Annotated in this window: 20 protein-coding genes and 1 pseudogene; 7 read left to right on the top strand and 14 right to left on the bottom strand. The window is 61.0% G+C overall.

Annotated features, from left to right (window positions below; genetic code table 11):
- Window positions 1–6: 6 nt before the first annotated feature.
- Window positions 7–99: pseudogene (locus LOY31_RS08135) on the bottom strand (LysR family transcriptional regulator); the annotation flags it as partial.
- 102 nt (window positions 100–201) lie between these two features.
- On the opposite strand from LOY31_RS08135, the gene LOY31_RS08140 reads away from it, so the two are divergent.
- Window positions 202–606 (top strand): type II toxin-antitoxin system HicB family antitoxin, encoded by a 405-nt coding sequence (locus LOY31_RS08140; protein WP_085666700.1) that lies wholly within the window; start codon window positions 202–204, stop codon window positions 604–606.
- Window positions 607–651: 45 nt separating this feature from the next.
- On the opposite strand, the gene LOY31_RS08145 is transcribed toward LOY31_RS08140, so the two are convergent.
- Complete coding sequence (locus LOY31_RS08145; protein WP_258713091.1) at window positions 652–1,839, bottom strand: MFS transporter; 1,188 nt, start codon at window positions 1,837–1,839, stop codon at window positions 652–654.
- Between the two features lie 241 nt (window positions 1,840–2,080).
- On the opposite strand from LOY31_RS08145, the gene LOY31_RS08150 reads away from it, so the two are divergent.
- A complete protein-coding gene (locus tag LOY31_RS08150) occupies window positions 2,081–2,701 on the top strand; it encodes a DUF5666 domain-containing protein (RefSeq protein ID WP_258713092.1) in 621 nt (206 codons plus the stop codon).
- Between the two features lie 55 nt (window positions 2,702–2,756).
- On the opposite strand, the gene LOY31_RS08155 is transcribed toward LOY31_RS08150, so the two are convergent.
- From LOY31_RS08155 to gcl, 8 genes are all read right to left on the bottom strand, one after another.
- Window positions 2,757–3,755: a sulfate ABC transporter substrate-binding protein gene (locus LOY31_RS08155; protein ID WP_221534212.1), complete on the bottom strand. Its 999-nt coding sequence runs from the start codon at window positions 3,753–3,755 to the stop codon at window positions 2,757–2,759.
- 106 nt (window positions 3,756–3,861) lie between these two features.
- Window positions 3,862–4,686, bottom strand: coding sequence for an ion transporter (locus tag LOY31_RS08160; protein WP_258713093.1), 825 nt, complete (start codon window positions 4,684–4,686; stop codon window positions 3,862–3,864).
- A gap of 21 nt (window positions 4,687–4,707) precedes the next feature.
- The gene (locus LOY31_RS08165) at window positions 4,708–5,622 is read right to left on the bottom strand and encodes an urea transporter (RefSeq protein WP_258713094.1); all 915 of its coding nucleotides are present in this window, start codon (window positions 5,620–5,622) and stop codon (window positions 4,708–4,710) included.
- 145 nt (window positions 5,623–5,767) lie between these two features.
- Entirely contained in the window at window positions 5,768–7,183 is a 1,416-nt protein-coding gene (gene pyk, locus LOY31_RS08170) for a pyruvate kinase (RefSeq protein ID WP_258713095.1), read from the bottom strand.
- Window positions 7,180–8,454, bottom strand: coding sequence for a glycerate kinase (locus LOY31_RS08175; protein WP_085605834.1), 1,275 nt, complete (start codon window positions 8,452–8,454; stop codon window positions 7,180–7,182). Before LOY31_RS08175 ends, pyk begins: the two co-directional genes overlap by 4 nt.
- 159 nt (window positions 8,455–8,613) lie before the next feature.
- On the bottom strand, window positions 8,614–9,507 hold the full coding sequence (locus LOY31_RS08180; protein ID WP_085605836.1) for a 2-hydroxy-3-oxopropionate reductase: 894 nt from the start codon (window positions 9,505–9,507) through the stop codon (window positions 8,614–8,616).
- Window positions 9,508–9,664: 157 nt separating this feature from the next.
- The gene (gene hyi / locus LOY31_RS08185) at window positions 9,665–10,447 is read right to left on the bottom strand and encodes a hydroxypyruvate isomerase (RefSeq protein WP_007959286.1); all 783 of its coding nucleotides are present in this window, start codon (window positions 10,445–10,447) and stop codon (window positions 9,665–9,667) included.
- 138 nt (window positions 10,448–10,585) lie between these two features.
- Complete coding sequence (gene gcl / locus LOY31_RS08190) at window positions 10,586–12,361, bottom strand: glyoxylate carboligase (protein WP_179692228.1); 1,776 nt, start codon at window positions 12,359–12,361, stop codon at window positions 10,586–10,588.
- A 268-nt stretch (window positions 12,362–12,629) separates the two neighbouring features.
- On the opposite strand from gcl, the gene LOY31_RS08195 reads away from it, so the two are divergent.
- Window positions 12,630–13,070: a heme-binding protein gene (locus LOY31_RS08195; protein WP_007959289.1), complete on the top strand. Its 441-nt coding sequence runs from the start codon at window positions 12,630–12,632 to the stop codon at window positions 13,068–13,070.
- A gap of 214 nt (window positions 13,071–13,284) precedes the next feature.
- On the top strand, window positions 13,285–13,779 hold the full coding sequence (locus LOY31_RS08200) for an REP-associated tyrosine transposase (RefSeq protein ID WP_085605843.1): 495 nt from the start codon (window positions 13,285–13,287) through the stop codon (window positions 13,777–13,779).
- Between the two features lie 70 nt (window positions 13,780–13,849).
- Here the strand turns inward: LOY31_RS08200 and LOY31_RS08205 are convergent, their stop codons facing one another.
- On the bottom strand, window positions 13,850–14,455 hold the full coding sequence (locus tag LOY31_RS08205; protein ID WP_007959290.1) for a TetR/AcrR family transcriptional regulator: 606 nt from the start codon (window positions 14,453–14,455) through the stop codon (window positions 13,850–13,852).
- A gap of 134 nt (window positions 14,456–14,589) precedes the next feature.
- Between LOY31_RS08205 and LOY31_RS08210 the strand changes: the two genes are divergently transcribed.
- Window positions 14,590–15,504, top strand: coding sequence for a DUF808 domain-containing protein (locus tag LOY31_RS08210; RefSeq protein WP_085605845.1), 915 nt, complete (start codon window positions 14,590–14,592; stop codon window positions 15,502–15,504).
- 64 nt (window positions 15,505–15,568) lie between these two features.
- On the opposite strand, the gene LOY31_RS08215 is transcribed toward LOY31_RS08210, so the two are convergent.
- Together LOY31_RS08215 and LOY31_RS08220 are read right to left on the bottom strand one after the other, a co-directional pair.
- Entirely contained in the window at window positions 15,569–16,357 is a 789-nt protein-coding gene (locus LOY31_RS08215; protein WP_258713096.1) for a VacJ family lipoprotein, read from the bottom strand.
- Window positions 16,350–17,648, bottom strand: coding sequence for a serine protein kinase PrkA (locus LOY31_RS08220; protein ID WP_007959293.1), 1,299 nt, complete (start codon window positions 17,646–17,648; stop codon window positions 16,350–16,352). The genes LOY31_RS08215 and LOY31_RS08220 overlap by 8 nt, the downstream gene beginning before the upstream one ends.
- Before the next feature lie 223 nt (window positions 17,649–17,871).
- Between LOY31_RS08220 and LOY31_RS08225 the strand changes: the two genes are divergently transcribed.
- Complete coding sequence (locus tag LOY31_RS08225; protein ID WP_085605850.1) at window positions 17,872–18,240, top strand: hypothetical protein; 369 nt, start codon at window positions 17,872–17,874, stop codon at window positions 18,238–18,240.
- A 30-nt stretch (window positions 18,241–18,270) separates the two neighbouring features.
- On the opposite strand, the gene LOY31_RS08230 is transcribed toward LOY31_RS08225, so the two are convergent.
- Complete coding sequence (locus LOY31_RS08230; protein ID WP_258713097.1) at window positions 18,271–19,866, bottom strand: beta (1-6) glucans synthase; 1,596 nt, start codon at window positions 19,864–19,866, stop codon at window positions 18,271–18,273.
- A gap of 300 nt (window positions 19,867–20,166) precedes the next feature.
- On the opposite strand from LOY31_RS08230, the gene LOY31_RS08235 reads away from it, so the two are divergent.
- Window positions 20,167–21,018, top strand: coding sequence for a glycine betaine ABC transporter substrate-binding protein (locus LOY31_RS08235; protein ID WP_221534203.1), 852 nt, complete (start codon window positions 20,167–20,169; stop codon window positions 21,016–21,018).
- The last annotated feature ends 153 nt before the right edge of the window (window positions 21,019–21,171 follow it).

Here is a 21,171-nt window from a genome sequence, read left to right on the forward strand (position 1 = left end):
GGAGTTTTATGGTTTTTTCGCCAACAACCCCTGCACATATTCAACGAACGCCCGCGCCTTGACACTGGCCAGCCTACCCGTCGGAAACACCGCCGACAGGTAGTCAAAACATCCTGCAAAACAACCAACGTTGTGTCACAACCTTCCGCAGGCTACTAAAGGTATCTCTAGAGTTACTTTAATGGGCGAGGCAATTTCACAATGCAATACCCAATCTGCATCGAGTGGGGTGACGAGAATACCGCCATCGGGATTCAGATCCCCGATATTCCCGGCGCGGTAACGGCCGGGGATACGTTTGAGGATGCCTACAACGCAGCTGTCGAGATTGCCCACATCATGCTGCAGGAAATCGCGGCGGATGGTGATTCGATTCCGATGCCGACCTCAGCGGCGACCCATCGCAACAACCCGGAGTTCGCGGACATGGGTTGGGGCATGCTCGAGCTGGACATCTCGCCGTACATGGGCAAGACCGAAAAGGTCAATGTGACGTTGCCCGGCTATGTCATCCAGCGGATCGACCGCTACGTGCGTGAGCACAACGTCAAAAGCCGTTCCTCTTTTCTGGCGGATGCCGCCATGGAAAAACTGGTCCGGCATTGAGCCTCGAGCACTGTCGGATCAGTGATCCGACAGTGCTTTCAGATTCTAGGCCGTTGCCAGAACAGGCTTCTGCGAAGCACTCAAGAACCGCACCAGCGCCAGCAGCGGGAACGCACTGCCAACGATCACGATCCACAGCCAGCCGCCATGCTCGTACACCGCACTGGCCACCGACGAGCCGAAGGCGCCGCCGACGAAGATGCTGGTCATGTACAGCGCGTTGAGGCGGCCGCGGCTTTTGGCATCGAGGGAGTAGACCGCGCGCTGGCCGAGCACCATGTTCATCTGCACGCAGAAATCGAGCACCACGCCGGTCACGGCCAGGCCGATCACGCTGTAGGCCGGGTGGATGAAGGCGGGCAGGAAACTCAGGCTGGCGAACAGCATGGCCAGCAGCGAGGCGATGCGGGTGTGGCCGGCGTCGGCCAGGCGTCCGCTGATCGGCGCGGCGATGGCACCGATGGCACCGACCAGGGCGAAGATCGCGATTTCACTTTGGGACAGGCCATGGTTGCGCGCCAGTTCCAGCGGCACGGCGGTCCAGAACAGGCTGAATGTGGCGAACATGCAGGCCTGGTAAAACGCGCGCTGACGCAGCACCGGTTGCTTGCGCAGCAGCGTCCACAACGAACCCAGCAACTGGCCGTAGGAGGCGCTGTGATCCGGCTGGCGTTTGGGCACGGTCAACGCCAGCACCACGCTGATCGCTGCCATCAAGGCTGCGGCGATCATGAACATCGCCCGCCAGCCGAGATGGTCGGCGACCACGCTCGACACCGGACGCGCCAGCAGAATCCCCAGCAGCAGACCGCCCATGATCCCGCCGACCACCCGGCCACGGGATTCCTCCGGTGCCAGATGCGCCGCCAATGGAATCAGCACCTGCACCGACACCGAGCTGAACCCCACCAGCAACGAAATCAGCAGGAACACATTCGGTTGATCGGTAAACGCCGCGCCGAGCAGGCTGGCAATCGCCACCACGGTGGTGATGATCATCAGGCGGCGGTTTTCCAGCAGGTCCGCCAGTGGCACCAGGAAGAACAGGCCCAGCGCATAGCCGATCTGGGTCAGCGACACGATGAAGCTGGCCATGGTGTCGGTCAGGCCGATGTCTGGCGCGATCAGGCCGATGATTGGCTGGGCGTAGTAGATGTTGGCAACGATGGCGCCGCAGCAGAAAGCGAACAGCAGCACCATGCCTCGGGTCATTGCGTGAGTTGTGGCGGTCATAGGGTTTCTCGATCCAGCGAAAAGGAATGCGGTGAGGCTAAGGGACGGGCCGAGCCGGCAGTAGAGGCTTCTGATCGATATCAGTTATTCCGTTGCGGAATAGGTGGCGCCGAACAATCCATTGTTCATCGGCGAACCTTGCGTCCGACCGTTGAGTGGCGATGATACATTCACTTACATCTTGTTCGATAGCGTGCTTATGTTGTGACCGGGTTTGAGCGTTCATCAACGGAGGATTGCGATGTTTCGTCAGTTGCTTCGCCACACCACAACGATTGCCCTGATCAGTCTGCTCGGCGCCGCTGCTGTGCAGGCCGCCGAAGCGCCCGGCATGCGCATGGGCGTGCGCGGCGAAATCACCGGGGTCAGTTCCGACTCGCTCAAGGTTCACGTCAACAGCGGTGAAAACGTGGTGGTCCAGTTGACCCCGGACACCAAGGTCCGCGCGGTTACCCTGGCCAATATCGAAGACATCAAGCCCGGGAGCTACATCGGTTCGGCCGCCATTCCCCAGGAGGATGGCACGCTCAAGGCGCTGGAGGTTCATGTCTTCCCGCCGGAGCTGGCCGGCAGCGGCGACGGCCATCGGCCGTTCGACCTGACCAAGGGCAGCAGCATGACCAACGGCAGCGTCGGCGATTTGGTGGTGAGCAACGGCCGGGTGCTGACCGTCAACTACAAGGGCGGCCAGCAGAAGATCCTGGTGCCGGAGGACGTGCCGATCGTCAACCTGACCCCGGGCGATCGCAGCCTGCTCAAAGTCGGGGTGAAGATCGTTACCTTCGTGACCCAGAGCGTGGACGGCACGCTGACCGCGCAATCGATCTCGGCGGGCAAGGATGGCGTCAAGCCGCCCATGTAGCCGCACACAAAAAAGGCGACCTCTGCAGGTCGCCTTTTTCATGTCAGCTCACGCCTTACTGGCCGCTGTAGATCTGGTCGAAGATCCCGCCATCGTTGAAGTGGGTCTTCTGCACGGTGCGCCAGTCACCGAAGGTCTTCTCGACCGACAGGAAGTCGACTTTCGGGAAACGGTCGGTGTACTTGGCCAGTACCGCCGGGTCACGTGGACGCAGGTAGTTGGCGGCCGCGATTTCCTGACCTTGCGGCGACCACAGGAACTTCAGGTATTCCTCGGCAGCGGCGCGGGAGCCTTTCTTCTCGACCACTTTGTCGACCACCGACACCGGTGGCTCGGCTTCGGCGGAGACGCTTGGGTAGATCACTTCAAACTGGTCGCGGCCGAACTCGCGGGCGATCATTTCGGCTTCGTTTTCGAAGGTCACCAGCACGTCACCGATTTGGTTGGTCATGAACGTGGTGGTGGCGGCGCGGCCACCGGTGTCCAGCACCGGCGCCTGTTTGAACAGCTTGCCGACGAAGTCTTTCGCCTTGTTCTCGTCACCGCCGTTTTTCAGCACGTAGCCCCACGCCGACAGGTAGGTGTAGCGGCCGTTGCCCGAGGTTTTCGGGTTGGGCACGATCACTTGCACGCCATCCTTGAGCAGGTCCGGCCAGTCTTTCAGGGCTTTCGGGTTGCCCTTGCGCACGATGAACACGGTGGCCGAGGTGAACGGCGCGCTGTTGTTCGGCAGACGGGTGACCCAGTCTTTCGGCACCAGTTGACCGTTATCGGCCAGGGCGTTGATGTCGGTGGCCATGTTCATGGTGATGACGTCAGCCGGCAGACCGTCGATGACCGAACGGGCTTGCTTGCTCGAACCGCCGAAAGACATCTGCACAGTGATGTCCTCTTTGTGCTCGGCTTGCCAGTGTTTCTGGAACGCAGCGTTGTAGTCCTTGTAGAAATCGCGCATCACGTCGTAGGAAACGTTGAGCAGGGTCGGTGCGGCCTGAGCCACGCTGCCGAAGGCAAGACCAGCGGCGAGAAGTGAGGCGCCAAAGAGTTTTTTCACTGCGCATTCCTTGTTCTGTAGGGGTGTTTTTTTACAAAGATGAGGCCATTTGCCAGCGACTATAGCGGGGCCCGCATAGTCGTTTAAAGATTAAAAAGAACTTTGCTTATTCCGTTTTCTTGAACAGCGCATTGCCGCAACGGGAGCAGAACGACGCTTCGTGTTCATGGCTGCTTTTCTTGCACACGGGGCAGTCGTGTTGCAGCTGACCGCCGCGCATGGCGGTGGCCAGTTCAGCGGTGAAAATCCCGGTGGGCACGGCGATGATCGAATAACCAGTGATCATCACCAGCGACGAAATCACCTGGCCCAGCACGGTCCTCGGCACGATGTCGCCGTAACCCACGGTGGTCAGGGTCACGATAGCCCAATAGATGCCTTTGGGAATGCTGGTGAAGCCATGTTCCGGGCCTTCGACCACGTACATCAGGGTGCCGAACACCGTGACAAGGGTGCAGACGCTGAGCAGGAATACGAGGATTTTCTGCTTGCTGCCGCGCAGGGCATCGAGCAGGTAATGCGCCTGTTTCAGGTACGGCCCGAGTTTGAGTACGCGGAAGATCCGCAGCATTCGGATCACCCGGATGATCAGCAGGTACTGGGCATCGCTGTAATACAGCGCGAGGATGCCGGGCACGATCGCCAGCAGGTCCACCAGCCCATAGAAACTGAAGGCGTAGCGCAGCGGCTTGGGCGAGCAGTACAGGCGCAGCAAATACTCGCCGAGGAAGATGATCGTGAAGCCCCATTCGATGTACGCCAGCACATTGGCGTAGTTCTGGTGGACTTCATCGATGCTGTCGAGGATCACGATCACCAGACTGGCGAGAATGATCAGCAGCAGGGTCTTGTCGAAACGGCGGCCCGCCACCGTATCGGTCTGGAAAATGATCACGTACAGGCGATCACGCCACGTGTTGTTGCCGTTCATGCATATCGCCTTGGCCATCAATCAGCGCAGCCTAGGTTGATTCTCCCCGTTAGCGCAAGGCGCGACGTTGATCTCCGGTTGGCGCATCAGGCGAATGCCGGTACGCAGCAGCCAGCAGGCAAGAATGAACGGTGCCGTGAGAGTCGCCAGACCCAGGGCATTGAACAGCGGCGTCAGCAGCAGCGCTAGGCCGATGCCGAACAGCGGCAGCCACGGTTGCTGGCGCTGAGCGCTAAAGGCGAGGGCGGCGAGGACGGCGTTGTAACCCCCCAGACCCAGCAGCGCGACCTGGCTGTCATGGTGCAACAGACTGGAACCCAGGCCAATCGCCGAAGCCAGCAGCGCCCAGGCCAATGCCCGGCGATCGGCGATCAGCAAACCGGCGGCGATCAATCCACCGGCCAACGGATGGTCGAGGAACATCACCTGACCGAAGCCTTTCAGGGCGGCACCGAGCAGGTTCACGGTATTCAGTTCAAGCGCCGGAGCCGGCGTCGAAGGCTCGGCGAAACACAGGAACACCCAGCTCAACAATACGAACGGCGCCGTGTAGGCGGGCAGGTATTCGGTGAGGCGTGCGCGTTTGAGCCACTGCTGCGTGATCATCGCGCTCAGTCCGCCGGCCGCCAGAATCAGCGGTGGCAGCATCGGCGACCAGGGGAAATACAGGCTCAGCAACAGGCCGACCAGCACGCCGTTGTAGCTGAACAGTCCGGCCTGACGATCCGCCTTGGCGTAGTTGCGCCGTTGCGCGGTGAGCAAACCGGCGACCGCGCCCAGCAGCGCGCCGGCGAACAGCACCGGCGCGGTGAATAAAATGGCCAGAAGGCACAGGAGTCCACACAGCGGATGGCGCTGGAGGAAGATTTGACTGAAGCCGTTGAGCAAAGCCTCGGCCCAGTCAGGGCAGTGGGTGTTGAAATGATTGGCAGGCATGTCTGGAGAATCTGGGCAGTAGGAAAATCAAAAGGTCTTGCTTGAAGCGGTGGCGAGGGAGCTCGTGCCCGGTGAATGCGGTGTCTCTTGTGGAAACCGTCATGCCGAGCGATGGGAGCACGCCCCCTCGCCACTCAGGTGTTGCTTAAATCAATGTTTCGATCCGCAGCGAATTAGTCGACCCCGGCTGCCCGAACGGCACACCCGCGGTGATCAGCAACGTATCGCCACGCTCGGCCATTCCTTGAGCCTGAGCGATTTCCAGCGCGGTCGAGCACACCTCATCCACTTGACGCAGGCGATCATTGACCACCGAATGAATGCCCCACGCCACGCTCAACCGGCGGGCGGTCTGCAGGTTCGGCGTCAGGTTGAGGATCGGCGCTTTCGGCCGTTCCCGCGCGGCACGCAGACTCGATGCGCCGGACTCGCTGTAGTTGACCAGCACCGCCACCGGCAGCACGTTGCTGATCCGGCGAATCGCGCAGCTGATCGCGTCGGACACGGTCGCTTCGGCTTTCGGGCGGCTGACGTCGAGTTGGGTCTGGTAGTCCGGGCCGTTTTCGACCTGACGGATGATCTTGCTCATCATCTGCACGGCTTCCAGCGGGTACTCGCCGGACGCGGTTTCGGCCGACAGCATCACCGCATCGGCGCCTTCGGCCACGGCGTTGGCGACGTCGGTGACTTCGGCGCGGGTCGGCGCCGGGGAGAAGCGCATCGACTCGAGCATCTGCGTCGCCACCACCACCGGTTTGCCGAGCTGGCGGCAGGTGGTGATGATGTTCTTCTGGATTTGCGGCACGCTCTCGGCCGGCACTTCCACGCCCAGGTCACCGCGAGCCACCATGATCGCGTCGCTCAGTTCGGCGATCTCGCGCAGTTGCTCGACCGCCGACGGCTTCTCGATTTTCGCCATCAGGAACGCCTTGTCGCCGATCAGCGCGCGGGCCTCGATAATGTCTTGCGGACGCTGCACGAACGACAGCGCGACCCAGTCCACACCCAGCTCCAGACCGAAGTTCAGGTCGCGACGATCCTTGGTGGTCAGCGGGCTCAGGTCGAGCACCGCTTGCGGCACGTTCACGCCTTTGCGATCCGACAGTTCGCCGCCATTGAGCACGGTGGTGTCGATCGCGTCGGTGTATTTGGTGACGACTCGCAGGCGCAGTTTGCCGTCATCGAGCAGCAGGTCCATGCCGGCTTCCAGCGCCGCGATGATCTCCGGGTGCGGCAGGTTTACCCGGCGTTCGTCGCCCGGTGTTGCGTCCAGATCGAGGCGGAACGCCTGACCGCGATGCAACTGAACCTTGCCGTCAGCGAACTTGCCGACCCGCAGTTTCGGCCCTTGCAGGTCCATCAGGATCCCGAGCGGGTAGTTGAGCTGGCGCTCGACTTCGCGGATCCACTGATAGCGCTTGGCGTGGTCGGCGTGATCGCCGTGACTGAAGTTGAGGCGGAAGATATTGACCCCGGCCTCGACCAGCTCGCGGATGTCTTCGATGCCGTCGACGGCAGGCCCGAGGGTGGCGAGGATTTTGACCTTTTTATCAGGCGTCATGATTTAGAGCTCTCGAGGATCAGGATGGCGCGGAAGTCGTTGACGTTGGTGCGGGTCGGCTCGGTGACGATCAGCGCATCGAGCGCCTCGAAGTAGCCATAGCCGTTGTTGTTATCCAGCTCGTCGCTGGCGCTCAGGCCCAGGGCGGCGGCGCGGGCGTAGCTGTCCGGGGTCATGATTGCGCCGGCGTTGTCTTCCGAGCCGTCGATGCCGTCGGTGTCACCGGCCAGCGCATAAACGCCGGGCTGGCCCTTCAGGCTGTCGGTGAGGCTGAGGAGGAATTCGGCGTTGCGTCCGCCACGGCCATTGCCGCGCACGGTCACCGTGGTTTCGCCGCCGGAGAGAATCACGCACGGCGCCGCCAGTGGCTGGCCGTGATGGATGATCTGGCGCGCGATGCCGGCGTGGACTTTCGCCACTTCGCGGGATTCGCCTTCCAGATCGCCGAGGATCAGCGTGCTGAAACCGGCCTGACGGCATTTCACCGCCGCCGCATCCAGCGATTGCTGAGGGCGGGCGATCAGCTGGAAGTGACTGCGGGCCAGGCTCGGATCGCCGGGTTTGACGGTTTCCGATTCCGGGCTTTGCAGCCAGGTACGCACGGACGCTGGAATCTCGATGCCGTAGCGCTTGATGATGGCCAGCGCTTCGGCGCTGGTGCTCGGGTCGGCCACGGTCGGGCCGGAGGCGATGACCGTGGCGAGGTCGCCCGGTACATCGGAAATCGCGTAGGTATAAACAGTTGCGGGCCAGCAGGCTTTGCCCAGGCGTCCGCCCTTGATCGCCGAGAGGTGCTTGCGCACGCAGTTCATCTCGCCGATGGTCGCGCCGGATTTGAGCAGGGCTTTGTTGATCGACTGTTTGTCGGCCAGGGTGATGCCTTCGGCCGGCAACGCCAGCAGGGCAGAACCACCACCGGACAACAGGAAGATTACGCGGTCGTCTTCGGTCAGGTTGCTGACCAGTTCCAGCACACGCTTGGCAACGGCCAGACCGGCGGCGTCCGGCACCGGGTGCGCGGCTTCGACCACTTCGATTTTTTCGCACGGGGCGCCGTGACCGTAGCGGGTCACCACAAGGCCCGAGACTTCACCTTCCCAGCAGCGCTCGACCACTTGCGCCATGGCCGCGGCGGCCTTGCCGGCGCCGATGACGATCACGCGACCTGTGCGATCAGCCGGCAGATGAGCTTCGAGGACCTGGTTCGGATGGGCCGCGTCGATGGCTGTGGCAAACAGCTCGCGCAGCAGTTGTTGCGGATCGACCGACATGGCGGGCTCCCGGAATTCTTGTTATTCGAAAGGGCAACTCGGAACCCTGTGGGAGCTAGCCTGCTAGCGATTCAGGCGCTGAGGTCTGGCAGACACTCCGCGTCGATTCCATCGCCAGCAGGCTGGCTCCCACAGGTTTGATGCAGGTTGGGGCAGGGCTTACTTCTTGTCGCGAATCGAGAAGTTGGCCATGTGTTCCAGGCCCTTGATCAGCGCCGAGTGGTCCCAGTTGCTGCCACCGATGGCCGCGCAGGTGCTGAACACTTGCTGGGCGTTGGCGGTGTTCGGCAGGTTGATGTTCAGCTCCTTGGCGCCTTGCAGGGCCAGGTTCAGGTCCTTCTGGTGCAGGCTGATGCGGAAGCCCGGATCGAAGGTGCCTTTGATCATGCGCTCGCCGTGCACTTCGAGGATCTTCGAGGAGGCGAAACCACCCATCAGCGCTTCACGCACCTTGGCCGGATCGGCACCGTTTTTCGAAGCGAACAGCAGGGCTTCGGCCACGGCCTGAATGTTCAGGGCAACGATGATCTGGTTCGCCACCTTGGCGGTCTGACCGTCGCCATTGCCACCAACCAGGGTGATGTTCTTGCCCATGGCCTGGAACAGCGGCAGTGCGCGTTCGAAGGCATCGGCGTCGCCACCGACCATGATGCTCAGGGTCGCGGCCTTGGCGCCGACTTCACCACCGGACACCGGAGCGTCGAGGTACTGCGCGCCTTTCTCGTTGATCTTCGCAGCGAAAGCCTTGGTGGCGGTCGGCGAGATCGAGCTCATGTCGATCACAACCTTGCCTTTGCCGATGCCGGCAGCAACGCCGTCGGCGCGGAACAGCACGTCTTCGACCTGCGGGGTATCCGGCACCATGACGATGATGAATTCGGCTTCCTGGGCCACTTCGCGTGGGTTGGCCAGAGCGACGGCGCCAGCGGCGACCAGGTCGGCAGGGGCAGCGTCGTGGTGCGCCGACAGGAACAGGCTGTGACCGGCTTTCTGCAGGTTCGCCGCCATTGGGTGGCCCATGATGCCGGTGCCGATGAATCCGATTTTAGCCATGAGAAAATCCTCTTGTTTTTGTCTTGCTCAAGCAAATAGGGGGCAGCTCATTGTGGGAGTGAGCTTGCTCACGAATGCGGTGGAACATTCAATATCCGTGTTGACTGAACCACCGCATTCGGGAGCAGGCTCGCTCCCACAGGGTTTTGCATTGTTCTTAAATCGCGTTGTGGGTCTTCAGCCAGCCGAGGCCTGCTTCAGTGGTGGTCAGCGGTTTGTACTCGCAGCCGACCCAGCCCTGATAACCGATGCGATCAAGGTGTTCGAACAGGAAGCGGTAGTTGATCTCGCCAGTGCCCGGCTCGTTGCGGCCCGGGTTGTCGGCCAGCTGCACATGGTTGATCTCGGCCAGGTGCGATTGCAGGGTGCGGGCCAGATCGCCTTCCATGATTTGCATGTGATAGATGTCGTATTGCAGGAACAGATTGGCGCTGCCGACCTGCTCGCGAATCGACAGGGCCTGCGCCGTGTTGTTCAGGTAGAAGCCCGGGATGTCGCGGGTGTTGATCGCTTCCATCACCAGTTTGATACCGACGGCTTGCAACTTGTCGGCGGCGTACTTGAGGTTGGCGACGAAGGTCTTTTCAACGGTGGCATCGTCCACGCCCTGCGGACGGATACCGGCCAGGCAGTTGACCTGGGTGTTGCCCAGAACCTGCGCGTAAGCGATGGCCAGATCGACCCCGGCACGGAACTCTTCGACCCGGTCCGGCAGGCACGCGATACCGCGCTCGCCCTTGGCCCAGTCACCGGCCGGCAGGTTGAACAGCACTTGGGTCAGACCGTTGGCGTCGAGTTTGGCCTTGATTTCGGCAGAGCTGAAATCGTACGGGAACAGGTACTCGACACCGCTGAAGCCAGCCTTGGCGGCGGCGTCGAAACGGGCAAGGAAATCCTGTTCGGTGAACAGCATGGACAGGTTGGCTGCGAAACGCGGCATGGTGGTCTCCCGTTCTAGATTCTCGTTCCCACGCTCTGCGTGGGAATGCCTCTATGGACGCTCTGCGTCCGCTTTGGGACGCAGAGCGTCCCCGGCTGCGTTCCCACGCAGAGCGTGGGAACGATCAAGCAATAGCAATCAATCGAGCAACGAAATCGCCGTAGGCGCATCGTTGCCGACCAGCGCCAGGTCTTCGAATTCGTTGACGGCGTTGATCTCGGTCCCCATGGAGATGTTGGTCACACGCTCCAGAATGATCTCGACGATCACCGGCACCTTGAACTCTTCGATCAGCTGTTCGGCCTTGCGCAGGGCAGGGGCGATGTCAGCCGGTTCGAACACACGCAGCGCTTTACAGCCCAGGCCTTCGGCGACTGCGACGTGGTCGACACCATAACCGTTGAGTTCCGGCGCGTTCAGGTTATCGAAGGACAGCTGCACGCAGTAGTCCATATCGAACCCGCGCTGGGCCTGACGGATCAGCCCCAGGTACGAGTTGTTCACCACGACGTGGATGTACGGCAGTTTGAACTGAGCGCCGACCGCCAGCTCTTCGATCATGAACTGGAAGTCATAGTCCCCCGACAGGGCCACGACTTTACGGTTCGGATCGGCCTTCACCACGCCCAGCGCTGCCGGAATGGTCCAGCCCAACGGGCCGGCCTGGCCACAGTTGATCCAGTGACGCGGCTTGTAGACGTGCAGGAACTGCGCGCCGGCAATCTGCGACAGACCAATGGTGCTGACGTAGCAGGTGTCCTTGCCGAACACCTGGTTCATTTCCTCGTAAACGCGCTGCGGCTTGACCGGCACGTTGTCGAAATGGGTCTTGCGGTGCAGGCTGGCTTTGCGCTGCTGGCAGTCTTGCAGCCAGGCAGAGCGGTTTTTCAGCTTGCCGGCGGCTTGCCATTCACGGGCGACTTCGATGAACACGGTCAGCGCGGCAGCGGCGTCGGAAACGATGCCCAGGTCCGGGGTGAACACGCGGCCGATCTGGGTCGGTTCGATGTCGACGTGAATGAATTTGCGGCCTTCGGTGTAAACGTCGACCGAGCCGGTGTGACGGTTCGCCCAACGGTTGCCGACGCCCAGTACCACGTCGGATTTCAGCATCGTGGCGTTGCCGTAACGGTGCGAAGTCTGCAGACCGACCATGCCGACCATCAGCGGGTGATCGTCCGGAATGGTGCCCCAGCCCATCAGGGTCGGGATCACTGGAATGCCGGTCAGCTCGGCGAACTCGACCAGCAGCTCGCTGGCGTCGGCGTTGATGATGCCGCCGCCGGCCACCAGCAATGGACGCTCGGCCTGATCCAGCATCGCCAGGGCTTTTTCGACTTGCACGCGGGTGGCGCTTGGCTTGGCCAGCGGCAGTGGCTGGTAAGCGTCGATGTCGAATTCGATTTCAGCCATCTGCACGTCGAACGGCAGGTCGATCAGCACCGGGCCTGGGCGGCCGGAGCGCATTTCGTAGAAGGCTTTCTGGAAGGCGTAAGGCACCTGGCCCGGCTCCAGAACGGTGGTCGCCCACTTGGTCACCGGCTTGACGATGCTGGTGATGTCGACGGCCTGGAAGTCTTCCTTGTGCATACGGGCGCGGGGTGCTTGGCCGGTGATGCAGAGGATCGGGATCGAGTCCGCGGAGGCGCTGTACAGACCGGTGACCATGTCGGTACCGGCCGGGCCGGAAGTACCGATGCACACGCCGATGTTGCCGGCCTTGGTGCGGGTGTAGCCCTCGGCCATGTGCGAGGCGCCTTCAACGTGGCGAGCGAGGACGTGATCGATGCCACCGACTTTCTGCAGGGCGGAGTACAGCGGGTTGATTGCAGCGCCCGGAATGCCAAAAGCGGTATCAACCCCTTCACGGCGCATCACCAGAACGGCGGCTTCGATTGCTCTCATTTTGCTCATGGTTTTGTGCCTCTTTACGTTTTGTAATTGTATACAAGTGGCTTTGCGCAGAGTGTATTCACGGCGGACGGCGCAGGTCAATCCATTTTCTCAAGCGCCTGTTTCATTCGTCGGAAGCCTGTTCTGGTGTGGCTTTTCGTCGCATGAGGCGCTTTTCGAGAATTATTGTATACAAAAAAATAATTCATTGTGTTCTATTTGTTGCATCGGGCTGCGGCACAAACGCGCAGCCCAACGACTTTCCCAATAACAAAATGAGGACGGCACCATGAGCGCTTTAACCTTGAAAGTCGCAGTCAAGCTGGTCAACGAAGCCATCAGCGCAGGGCGGGCCATCTCCGCCGCGCCGCTGACCATCGCGGTACTGGATACCGGCGGCCATCTGGTCACCTTGCAACGCGAAGACGGCGCCAGCCTGCTGCGCCCGAACATCGCCATCGGCAAAGCCTGGGGCGCCATCGCCCTGGGCAAGGGCTCACGCCTGCTGGCGCTGGACGCACAACAACGCCCGGCGTTCATCGCCGCACTTAACAGCATGGGGCAGGGCAGCGTCGTGCCGGCACCGGGTGGTGTGCTGATTCGTGATCAGGCGGGGAACGTGCTGGGTGCGATCGGCATCAGCGGCGATCTGTCGGACATCGATGAGCAGGTCGCAATCAAGGCCGTTGAGGCCCTGGACCTGCGGGCGGATGCGGGGGTGGCCGCGTGATTTACGGCGGTTGAACTGACGCCATCGCGAGCAGGCTTACTGCTACAGGTGGTCACAGGTAGACACATTTCTGTGGCCACCTTAAAGCCCCTGTGGGAGCGAGCCTGCTCGCGATGGCTGCCTGGCAGACACAACCTGATAAGGATCTGAACCGCACCCCAGCCTTTTCAGGGCTAGCTTTTTTCATGACTGCAATCATGGAGGAGGCTCATCAATGTCCAATTCACCCGCTTCACACCGCCTAAGGATCGGCCGCTATGCCGAACCTGATCGCATTTATTTGCTCACTTCCAATACTTGCCAGAGAAAACCGTTTTTCAGAGATTTTGCTTTGGGCAGGTTAGTGGCCAATCAGTTTGTCTGCGCGCAGAAACAGGGTCATGTGAACTCTCTGGCTTGGGTGGTTATGCCCGATCACTTTCACTGGCTCGTTGAACTGAAGAGGGGATCGCTCGGTGAATTGATGCAACGAACTAAATCATTCAGTACCAAAGCCGTGAACCAGTCCAATGGCGGAAAAATCAATCTTTGGCAAAAGGGGTTTTATGACCAGGCTCTGCGCCGAGAAGATGACTTGGTGAAAATGGCACGGTATGTCGTGGCTAACCCATTGCGGGCTGGACTGGTGGAAAAGCTGTCTGACTATCCGTTGTGGGATGCCATTTGGGCTCAAGCCAAAATCGAGTCGCCTTCATCGCTAGCAGGCTAGCTCCCACAGGAGAGTTTGCGGATACAGGAGAGTGGGAGCTAGCCTGCTAGCGATGAGGTCGCCGGAGTCTTCAGTCCGGCTCGCAGCCCTTGAGCACCAACCGGATGATGGTTTGTGCTGCCGCTTCATAGTCGGCTTCGTCGAGCTTGTCCTTGCCGGTGACGGCGGAGATTTGCCAGTCGAAGTCGGCGTAGGTCTGGGTTGCGGCCCAGATGCTGAACATCAGGTGGTTGGGGTCGATCGGGGCGATCTGGCCGCGGTCGATCCAGGTCTGGATGCAGTCGATGTTGTGCTTGGCCTGGCCGTTGAGCTGCTCGACCAGGTCGGCGCTCAGGTGCGGGGCGCCGTGCATGATTTCGCTGGCGAACACCTTGGAGGCGAAGGGCAGGTCGCGGGAGATGCGGATCTTCGAGCGGATGTAGCCGCTCAGCACTTCGCTCGGTACGCCGTCCGGGTTGAACGGGGTCGAGGCCTGCAGGATCGGCACGATGATACTTTCCAGCACCTCGCGGTAGAGGTTTTCCTTGGACTTGAAGTAGTAATAGACGTTGGGCTTGGGCAGTCCTGCCTTGGCGGCGATGTCGCTGGTTTTGGTGGCAGCGAAGCCCTTGTCGGCAAACTCTTCACTGGCTGCACGCAGGATCAGTTCTTTGTTGCGCTCGCGGATTGTGCTCATAAACCCGGTGGTTCCTTGCCTGTTCTGGCGGTTGCGCATGGTAGCACCGGCCTCGCGCAGCGCTCAACAATGCCCCGTGTGGCCTGCAGTCGCGGTATGCTGCGCGGCATTATTCACATAAGGAAACAAGATTCATGGCAGGAAGCAGTTTGCTGGTGCTGATCGACGACATCGCTACCGTTCTGGACGACGTTGCGTTGATGACCAAAATGGCTGCCAAGAAGACCGCCGGCGTGCTCGGCGACGACTTGGCGCTCAACGCCCAGCAAGTCTCCGGCGTACGCGCGGAGCGGGAAATCCCGGTGGTCTGGGCGGTGGCCAAGGGCTCGTTCGTCAACAAACTGATCCTGGTGCCGTCGGCGCTGGCGATCAGTGCCTTCGTGCCGTGGCTGGTGACGCCGCTGTTGATGGTCGGTGGCGCCTACCTGTGTTTCGAAGGTTTCGAAAAACTCGCGCACAAGTTTCTGCACAGCAAGGCCGAAGACGAGGTCGAGCATGCGCAACTGGTCGAGGCCGTGGCTGATCCGGCAACCGATCTGGTGGCGTACGAGAAGGACAAGATCAAGGGCGCGATCCGCACCGACTTCATCCTCTCGGCGGAAATCATCGCCATCACCCTCGGCACCGTGGCCGATGCTTCGCTGACCCAGCAAGTGATCGTGATGTCGGGCATCGCCATTGTCATGACCGTGGGTGTTTACGGTCTGGTGGCCGGCATCGTCAAACTCGATGATCTCGGTCTGTGGCTGACCCAGAAGCCTGGGCAGATGGCCAAAAGTATCGGCAACGGCATCCTGCGTGCGGCGCCGTACATGATGAAAAGCCTGTCGGTAATCGGCACCGCAGCGATGTTCCTGGTCGGTGGCGGCATCCTGACCCACGGCGTACCGGTGGTGCATCACTGGATCGAAAGCGTCGGCGCAGCGGCCGGTGGCGCCGGGTTTGTGGTGCCGATGCTGTTGAACGGCGTGGCGGGGATCATCGCGGGTGCGGTGGTGCTGGCGGGCGTGTCCGTGATCGGCAAAGTCTGGAAAGCCCTGAAAGGCTAAATCCTGAGGCAAACAAAAAGGCCATTCGATTCGCATCGAATGGCCTTTTTTGTGGCCGGCGTTTTTACTCGGCGATCTGCAACTTGCGCGACTCGGTGTAGACGTAGCGCACCTTCTCGTACTCGAACGGTGAGTTCAGCTGACCGTAGCGGAAGCTGGTCTGGTAACGCTTGTCGACGCCACGCAGTACCCAGACTTCCGTGTGGTTGGAGCTGACTTCCGAGACATTGAGGAAGTTGATCGCGGACTCGGCGGTATAGTCCACAGCCAGACCTGCGGTATCGCGCAGGTTCGAGGGGCCGAGAATCGGCAGCACGAAGTAAGCGCCGCCCGGTACGCCGTAGAAGCCCAGGGTCTGGCCGAAGTCTTCGTTCTGACGCGGCAGGCCCATGGCGGTGGCCGGATCCCAGAGCCCGGCGATGCCGATGGTGGTGTTGAGCAGCAGGCGCGCGGTGGTTTCCATCGAGCGCTTGCCCTTGAACTGCAACAGGCTGTTGACCAGGTTCGGTACGTCGCCAATGTTGTTGAAGAAGTTGCTCACGCCGGTGCGCACGAAGCTCGGGGTGATGTAGCGGTAGCCATCGACCACCGGCAGGAACACCCATTGGTCGAAGCGGTAGTTGAAGTGGTAGACGCGGCGGTTCCACTCTTCCAGCGGGTCATAGACGTTCAGCGCGCTGAGGGTCGAGCGCTCGAACTCGCGCTGATCCAGCCCCGGGTTGAACTTGAGTTTGGACAGCGGCTCCTTGAAGCCATCGCTGTCGATGACCACCGGTGCATTGGCTTTGCTGTTGTCGGCCTGGGCCATACCTGCACTGAGGAGCGCTGCAATCAGCAGGAGATATTTAGCCACGGAAGAACTCCAGCATGGCGTCGCTGTTGACGCGGTAGTTAAGGTTGCCGCAATGGCCGCCCAGCGGATAAACGGTCAGGCGATCGCCGAAGGTGCGGCGCAGGAAACCGAGGTCGCCCGGGCCGAGGATCACGTCGTCGGCGTTGTGCATGACGGCGATTTTCGGGCTGTCGTGCAGGTAATCCTTCAATGCGTACAGGCTCACCTGATCGATCAGTTGCAGCAGGCTGCCGCCGTCGGTGCGGGCGCGCCACATCGGGATCACCTGTTCGGTGAGGTAGCAGTCGAAATCGCATTGCAGCGCACGCTTGAGGAACGGCGTGAGGCTGGTGCCTTCGGTGATCGGGAATTTCGGCGGGGTGATCAGGCCGCGGCGGTTGATCAGGTCCGAAGTGAATGCGATATCCGCCGCCGAGAAACGGAACGAGGTGCCGATCAGCATCGCCATCTGTTCGTTGCTCAAGTGCTGCTTGGACTGCTGGAAGTCGTAGAGCAGTGCATCGTTGAGGTCGATGTAGCCTTTTTGCTGGAAGTAGCGGGTCAGTTTGCTCAGCACCAGTTCATAGAAGGTGGTGCTGTTGTTGATGCCCTTGACCTCGGTCTGCACCAGTTTGTCGAGGTTGGTGATCGAGGTGTAGAGGTTGACCGGCGGATTGAGCAGCAGGACTTTCTTGAAGTTGAAGCTGCGACGGGTTTCATCCAGGTGGGCCACGAACGCTGCGTCCAGTGCGCCGAGGCTGTAGCCGCTGAGGTAATAGTCGGTGACCGGCAGTTTCGGGTTCTGCGCCCGCACTGCCTGCATCACCCGGTACATGTCTTCGGCGTCTTCCTTGGTCACGCCGGGGGTGGCGAAACGCGAGGCGGCGCTCATGAAGTCGAAGCTGGTCGGCGATGACAGCTGCACCACGTGGTAGCCGGCCTTGTAATAAAGCTTCTTCAGGTATTCGTTGAGCGTGCTGTCGTAGCGCGCGCCAGTGCCGGCGATCAGGAAGATCAGCGGCGCGGCCTTGTCCTGGGTGGCGATGCGGTAAGTGAGTTTTTTCACCGGCCAGAAATTGTCCGGCAGGATGAATTCGCGCTCGGGGCGCAGAGTGACGCTGCGATCGGTCTGATCGATGTCGTCGTCCAGTGGCAGTTCAGGGCGCAAGTCCGGCGGCGTGGTGGCGATGGTCGCCTCGAACGGGTTGGTCAGGGGATAGCCATAGCTGGCGGCGTCGATATCCACCGCCAGCGCGGACGCACTCAGAATAAGGCCGCCAAACAGGGCGGCGAAGCGCAAGGAACGGAGCATGACTAGATCCCTTAGAGGAAGGTGCCGAATGAGGTTCGCAGGCTATGACCACCGGGTTTGCGCCAAAGTGCCATGCCACGGCACCAAACTGACGGAATTCGGAGTAATAGTAGCCGGACGATACACTTTGCACGGAATGAATGACCAGTTAAGAGTTGTTAGCCCTTGCGTATGCGCGGCGGCAGATTAAGCTGGCCGCCGATTTCATCGATTGGAGTGTTCCATGTCCCGCCGCTTGCCCGTGATTCTGTTGCTCGTTCTGTTGCCGTTGTGGCTGGCCGCCAGTTATGGCGCGCGTTATGGCTTCATGGAGGACGCGCAGTGGGTGGGCATCTGCGTGGATGAGGCGAGCCGTTGGGAATGTTCGGTGCGCTCGAACCTGGGCCTGATGATTCATTTCCAGATGCTGGGCTGGGCGGCGATCGCGGCTGCGGTGATCGGTTTTGTCGTGCCGGGACGGGCAGGGTGGTGGCTGGCGGTGCTGGCGCTGGTGTTCGGGTTGCCGGCGCTGGCGTTGTACAACACGACACTGGCGGTGTTTGCGGTGGTGATTGCCGGGTTGCGACTGGTCCGGGAATCCCGCGAGGCCTGATCGTCAGTCATCGCGGGCATTCCCTGTGAATCAGCCCTTGCGAACCCGCAGGCAGCGCCAAAGTGCAGCCACCATCAGCACGCTGACCAGCGCCCAGCCCCACGCCTGCTGATTCTGCAGTCCTTCACGGAACAACTGCGGCGCAATGCCGGCGCCGATGATGAAGGTCAGCAGCGCGATCTCCCGCCGGGCCACGGGCACCGGGCGGCACAGGTAAACCAGCGCCGGCAGGATGAACGCCACGCTCGGAAAACTGCGATAGCGCGGATCGAACACCAACTCGAGCATCATCACCGCAGCGGCGAAACCCGCTGCCGCGACCAACCAGCCGGCCCGTCGCTCGAAAGCGTTGAACGCCCGTTCACGCCAGCCATTGCGGGCGCTCAACGTCAGCGCCGCATGGGCCAGCACCAACAGATTCAGAGCCGTCAGCAACCCGACCCACAGCCATTCGCTGGCAAACCGCGTGGTCACCCGCGCCAGATCACCCCAGGCGCCGATCGAACAGGTGGCGAGGGCGCCGAGCAGCGGCAGGATCAGCGCCGAACGCGTCGTACGAACCCGGCCGCCCAGCAGCAATGTTCCGAGGAAAATCAGCCCGCCGACCGCCAGCCACTGCGACCAGTAGGGTACGTTCGACACTGGCCCGGCCAACACGCCCTTGTCCTGGCGATCCGCATCGAACAGCCCCCAGTAACCGCCGACCGCGCCTTCGCTGCCGCGCTTCCACGGCTGGTCGAACGCTTCGATCAGGTTGTAGCGCCAGCCTTCCTGTTCGGCGAGGGTGACAAAACCACGAATGAACTTGGCCTCGTTGACCCGGCTTGGCAGCGCGGTCTCACGCTGGCGGCCTTCGCTCGGCCAGCCGGTTTCGCCAATCATCACGTCCTTGGGGGCGAACTTGTTGCCGAACACCTGACGCACTTCGGCCACATGATGTAGGGCCGCGTCGATGTTCGACGGATCGTCTTCCCAGTACGGCAATAAGTGAATGGTCAGGAAATCCACCGCCGGCGCGACTTCCGGGTGCTTGAGCCAGAATTCCCAGACATCGGCGTAGGTCACCGGCTGCTTGATGTGGCTCTTGACCTTGTTGATCAGCTTCACCAGCTGGGTCGCGGTGACCTCTTTGCGCAGCAAGGCCTCGTTGCCGACGATTACGGCGCTGACCACGTCCGGGTTGGCATTGGCCGAAGCGATCAGCAGATCGACTTCTTTCTCGGTGTCCACCGGATTGCTGTTGACCCACGCGCCGATCATCAACTTCAAGCCGTGCTTGCGCGCCAGATCTGGCAGCGCTTCGAGGCCGGTCATGGAGTAGGTGCGGATGCATTCGAAGCGGGTGGCGAGCAGGGCGAGGTCGGCGTCCATGCGCTCCGGGCGCAGTTTGAACGGCACGTCGAACGGCGACTGGTCTTTGTCGAACGGGGTGTAGGAGGCGCATTGCAGTTTGTGGGTCGGGGTGGCGACGTCCGGCAGGATCACCGGTTTGCCGAGGCCGTACCAGAAGCCGCACAGGGCAAACAGCCCGAGCAGGCAGGCGAACACATAAGGAAGAAAGGGGAAGCGGGAAGTCGCGGACATGGTCAGGCCGAGTGGCTGCAAAGCGACGCATGTTACCTGCATTTATAAGCAGGTTGGTGGCCCGCACGATTTTGACATGCAAAGTTCGGGCGGATTGTCTGGCGCCAAATATCCGGAGGCAGTTAATGGCTTTCTGATGTCGTTTCTCGTTGCTTCGAGGTCGCTGGCAGAGCAGGTCTTATCGGGCGTCAGGTTGATGATCGAAACCGTCAGTACCCTTATTGATAATCCGGCTGATGTACTAACGAGTTTGCGGTCAGGCGTGATGGGGGCGCTGTGCACCATAACAATACGTTGACGATGCCCGGCATCCGTCGGGCGCAGCATTTCGGGGAAGTAACGATGAAGATGCGACGACTTTTAGGCGCAGGTGCCGCTCTGGTGCTTGCGATGGGCTCCACACTCGCCAGTGCTGAAACCAAGACCCTGAACATCGGTTACGTTGACGGCTGGTCCGACAGCGTCGCGACCACCCACGTGGCGGCCGAAGTGATCAAGCAGAAACTCGGCTACGACGTGAAACTGCAAGCCGTCGCCACCGGCATCATGTGGCAGGGCGTTGCCACCGGCAAACTCGACGCCATGCTCTCGGCCTGGCTGCCCGTGACCCACGGCGACTACTGGACCAAGAACAAGGATCAGGTCGTCGATTACGGCCCGAACTTCAAGGACGCGAAAATCGGTCTGATCGTGCCGGAGTACGTCAAGGCCAAGACCATCGAAGACCTGAAAACCGACGACTCCTTCAAGAAACGCATCGTCGGCATCGACGCCGGTTCAGGCGTGATGCTCAAGACCGATCAGGCGATCAAGGATTACGACCTGACCGGCTATCAACTCAAGGCCAGTTCCGGCGCCGGCATGATTGCCGAGCTGACCCGCGCCGAGAAGAAAAACGAATCCATCGCCGTCACCGGCTGGGTGCCGCACTGGATGTTCGCCAAGTGGAAACTGCGCTTCCTCGACGACCCGAAAGGCGTGTACGGCGCGGCTGAAACCGTGAACAGCATCGGCAGCAAGGAGCTGGCGACCAAGGCGCCGGAAGTGGCCAAGTTCCTGAAGAACTTCCAATGGGCTTCGAAAGACGAAATCGGCGAAGTCATGCTGGCGATTCAGGACGGTGCAAAACCTGACGCAGCGGCCAAGGATTGGGTTTCCAAGCACCCGGAACGTGTTGCCGACTGGACCAAGTGATTTAAGCCGAAGCGTCTAATCTGCGCTTCCCAGGGCCGCCCGACATCACAGTCGGGCGGCCTTTTTTGTTTGCCCACTATTAATAAGCAGCGTTGGCCGTTTTCGGCTTGTCTGGAAATTGGCAAAAACGTCATGGCGTTCTACTACTAAGGT

It is taken from the genome of Pseudomonas sp. B21-021 (genome assembly GCF_024749205.1).
GTDB lineage: Bacteria > Pseudomonadota > Gammaproteobacteria > Pseudomonadales > Pseudomonadaceae > Aquipseudomonas > Aquipseudomonas paraglycinae.

Bases quoted from the DNA above. Each gene is read 5' to 3' on its own strand.
- LOY31_RS08140 (WP_085666700.1), top strand. From the start codon at position 202: ATGCAATACCCAATCTGCATCGAGTGGGGTGACGAGAATACCGCCATC.
- LOY31_RS08145 (WP_258713091.1), bottom strand. From the start codon at position 1,839: ATGACCGCCACAACTCACGCAATGACCCGAGGCATGGTGCTGCTGTTC.
- LOY31_RS08150 (WP_258713092.1), top strand. From the start codon at position 2,081: ATGTTTCGTCAGTTGCTTCGCCACACCACAACGATTGCCCTGATCAGT.
- LOY31_RS08160 (WP_258713093.1), bottom strand. From the start codon at position 4,686: ATGAACGGCAACAACACGTGGCGTGATCGCCTGTACGTGATCATTTTC.
- LOY31_RS08165 (WP_258713094.1), bottom strand. From the start codon at position 5,622: ATGCCTGCCAATCATTTCAACACCCACTGCCCTGACTGGGCCGAGGCT.
- pyk (WP_258713095.1), bottom strand. From the start codon at position 7,183: ATGACGCCTGATAAAAAGGTCAAAATCCTCGCCACCCTCGGGCCTGCC.
- LOY31_RS08175 (WP_085605834.1), bottom strand. From the start codon at position 8,454: ATGTCGGTCGATCCGCAACAACTGCTGCGCGAGCTGTTTGCCACAGCC.
- LOY31_RS08180 (WP_085605836.1), bottom strand. From the start codon at position 9,507: ATGGCTAAAATCGGATTCATCGGCACCGGCATCATGGGCCACCCAATG.
- hyi (WP_007959286.1), bottom strand. From the start codon at position 10,447: ATGCCGCGTTTCGCAGCCAACCTGTCCATGCTGTTCACCGAACAGGAT.
- gcl (WP_179692228.1), bottom strand. From the start codon at position 12,361: ATGAGCAAAATGAGAGCAATCGAAGCCGCCGTTCTGGTGATGCGCCGT.
- LOY31_RS08195 (WP_007959289.1), top strand. From the start codon at position 12,630: ATGAGCGCTTTAACCTTGAAAGTCGCAGTCAAGCTGGTCAACGAAGCC.
- LOY31_RS08200 (WP_085605843.1), top strand. From the start codon at position 13,285: ATGTCCAATTCACCCGCTTCACACCGCCTAAGGATCGGCCGCTATGCC.
- LOY31_RS08205 (WP_007959290.1), bottom strand. From the start codon at position 14,455: ATGAGCACAATCCGCGAGCGCAACAAAGAACTGATCCTGCGTGCAGCC.
- LOY31_RS08210 (WP_085605845.1), top strand. From the start codon at position 14,590: ATGGCAGGAAGCAGTTTGCTGGTGCTGATCGACGACATCGCTACCGTT.
- LOY31_RS08220 (WP_007959293.1), bottom strand. From the start codon at position 17,648: ATGCTCCGTTCCTTGCGCTTCGCCGCCCTGTTTGGCGGCCTTATTCTG.
- LOY31_RS08225 (WP_085605850.1), top strand. From the start codon at position 17,872: ATGTCCCGCCGCTTGCCCGTGATTCTGTTGCTCGTTCTGTTGCCGTTG.
- LOY31_RS08230 (WP_258713097.1), bottom strand. From the start codon at position 19,866: ATGCAGGTAACATGCGTCGCTTTGCAGCCACTCGGCCTGACCATGTCC.
- LOY31_RS08235 (WP_221534203.1), top strand. From the start codon at position 20,167: ATGAAGATGCGACGACTTTTAGGCGCAGGTGCCGCTCTGGTGCTTGCG.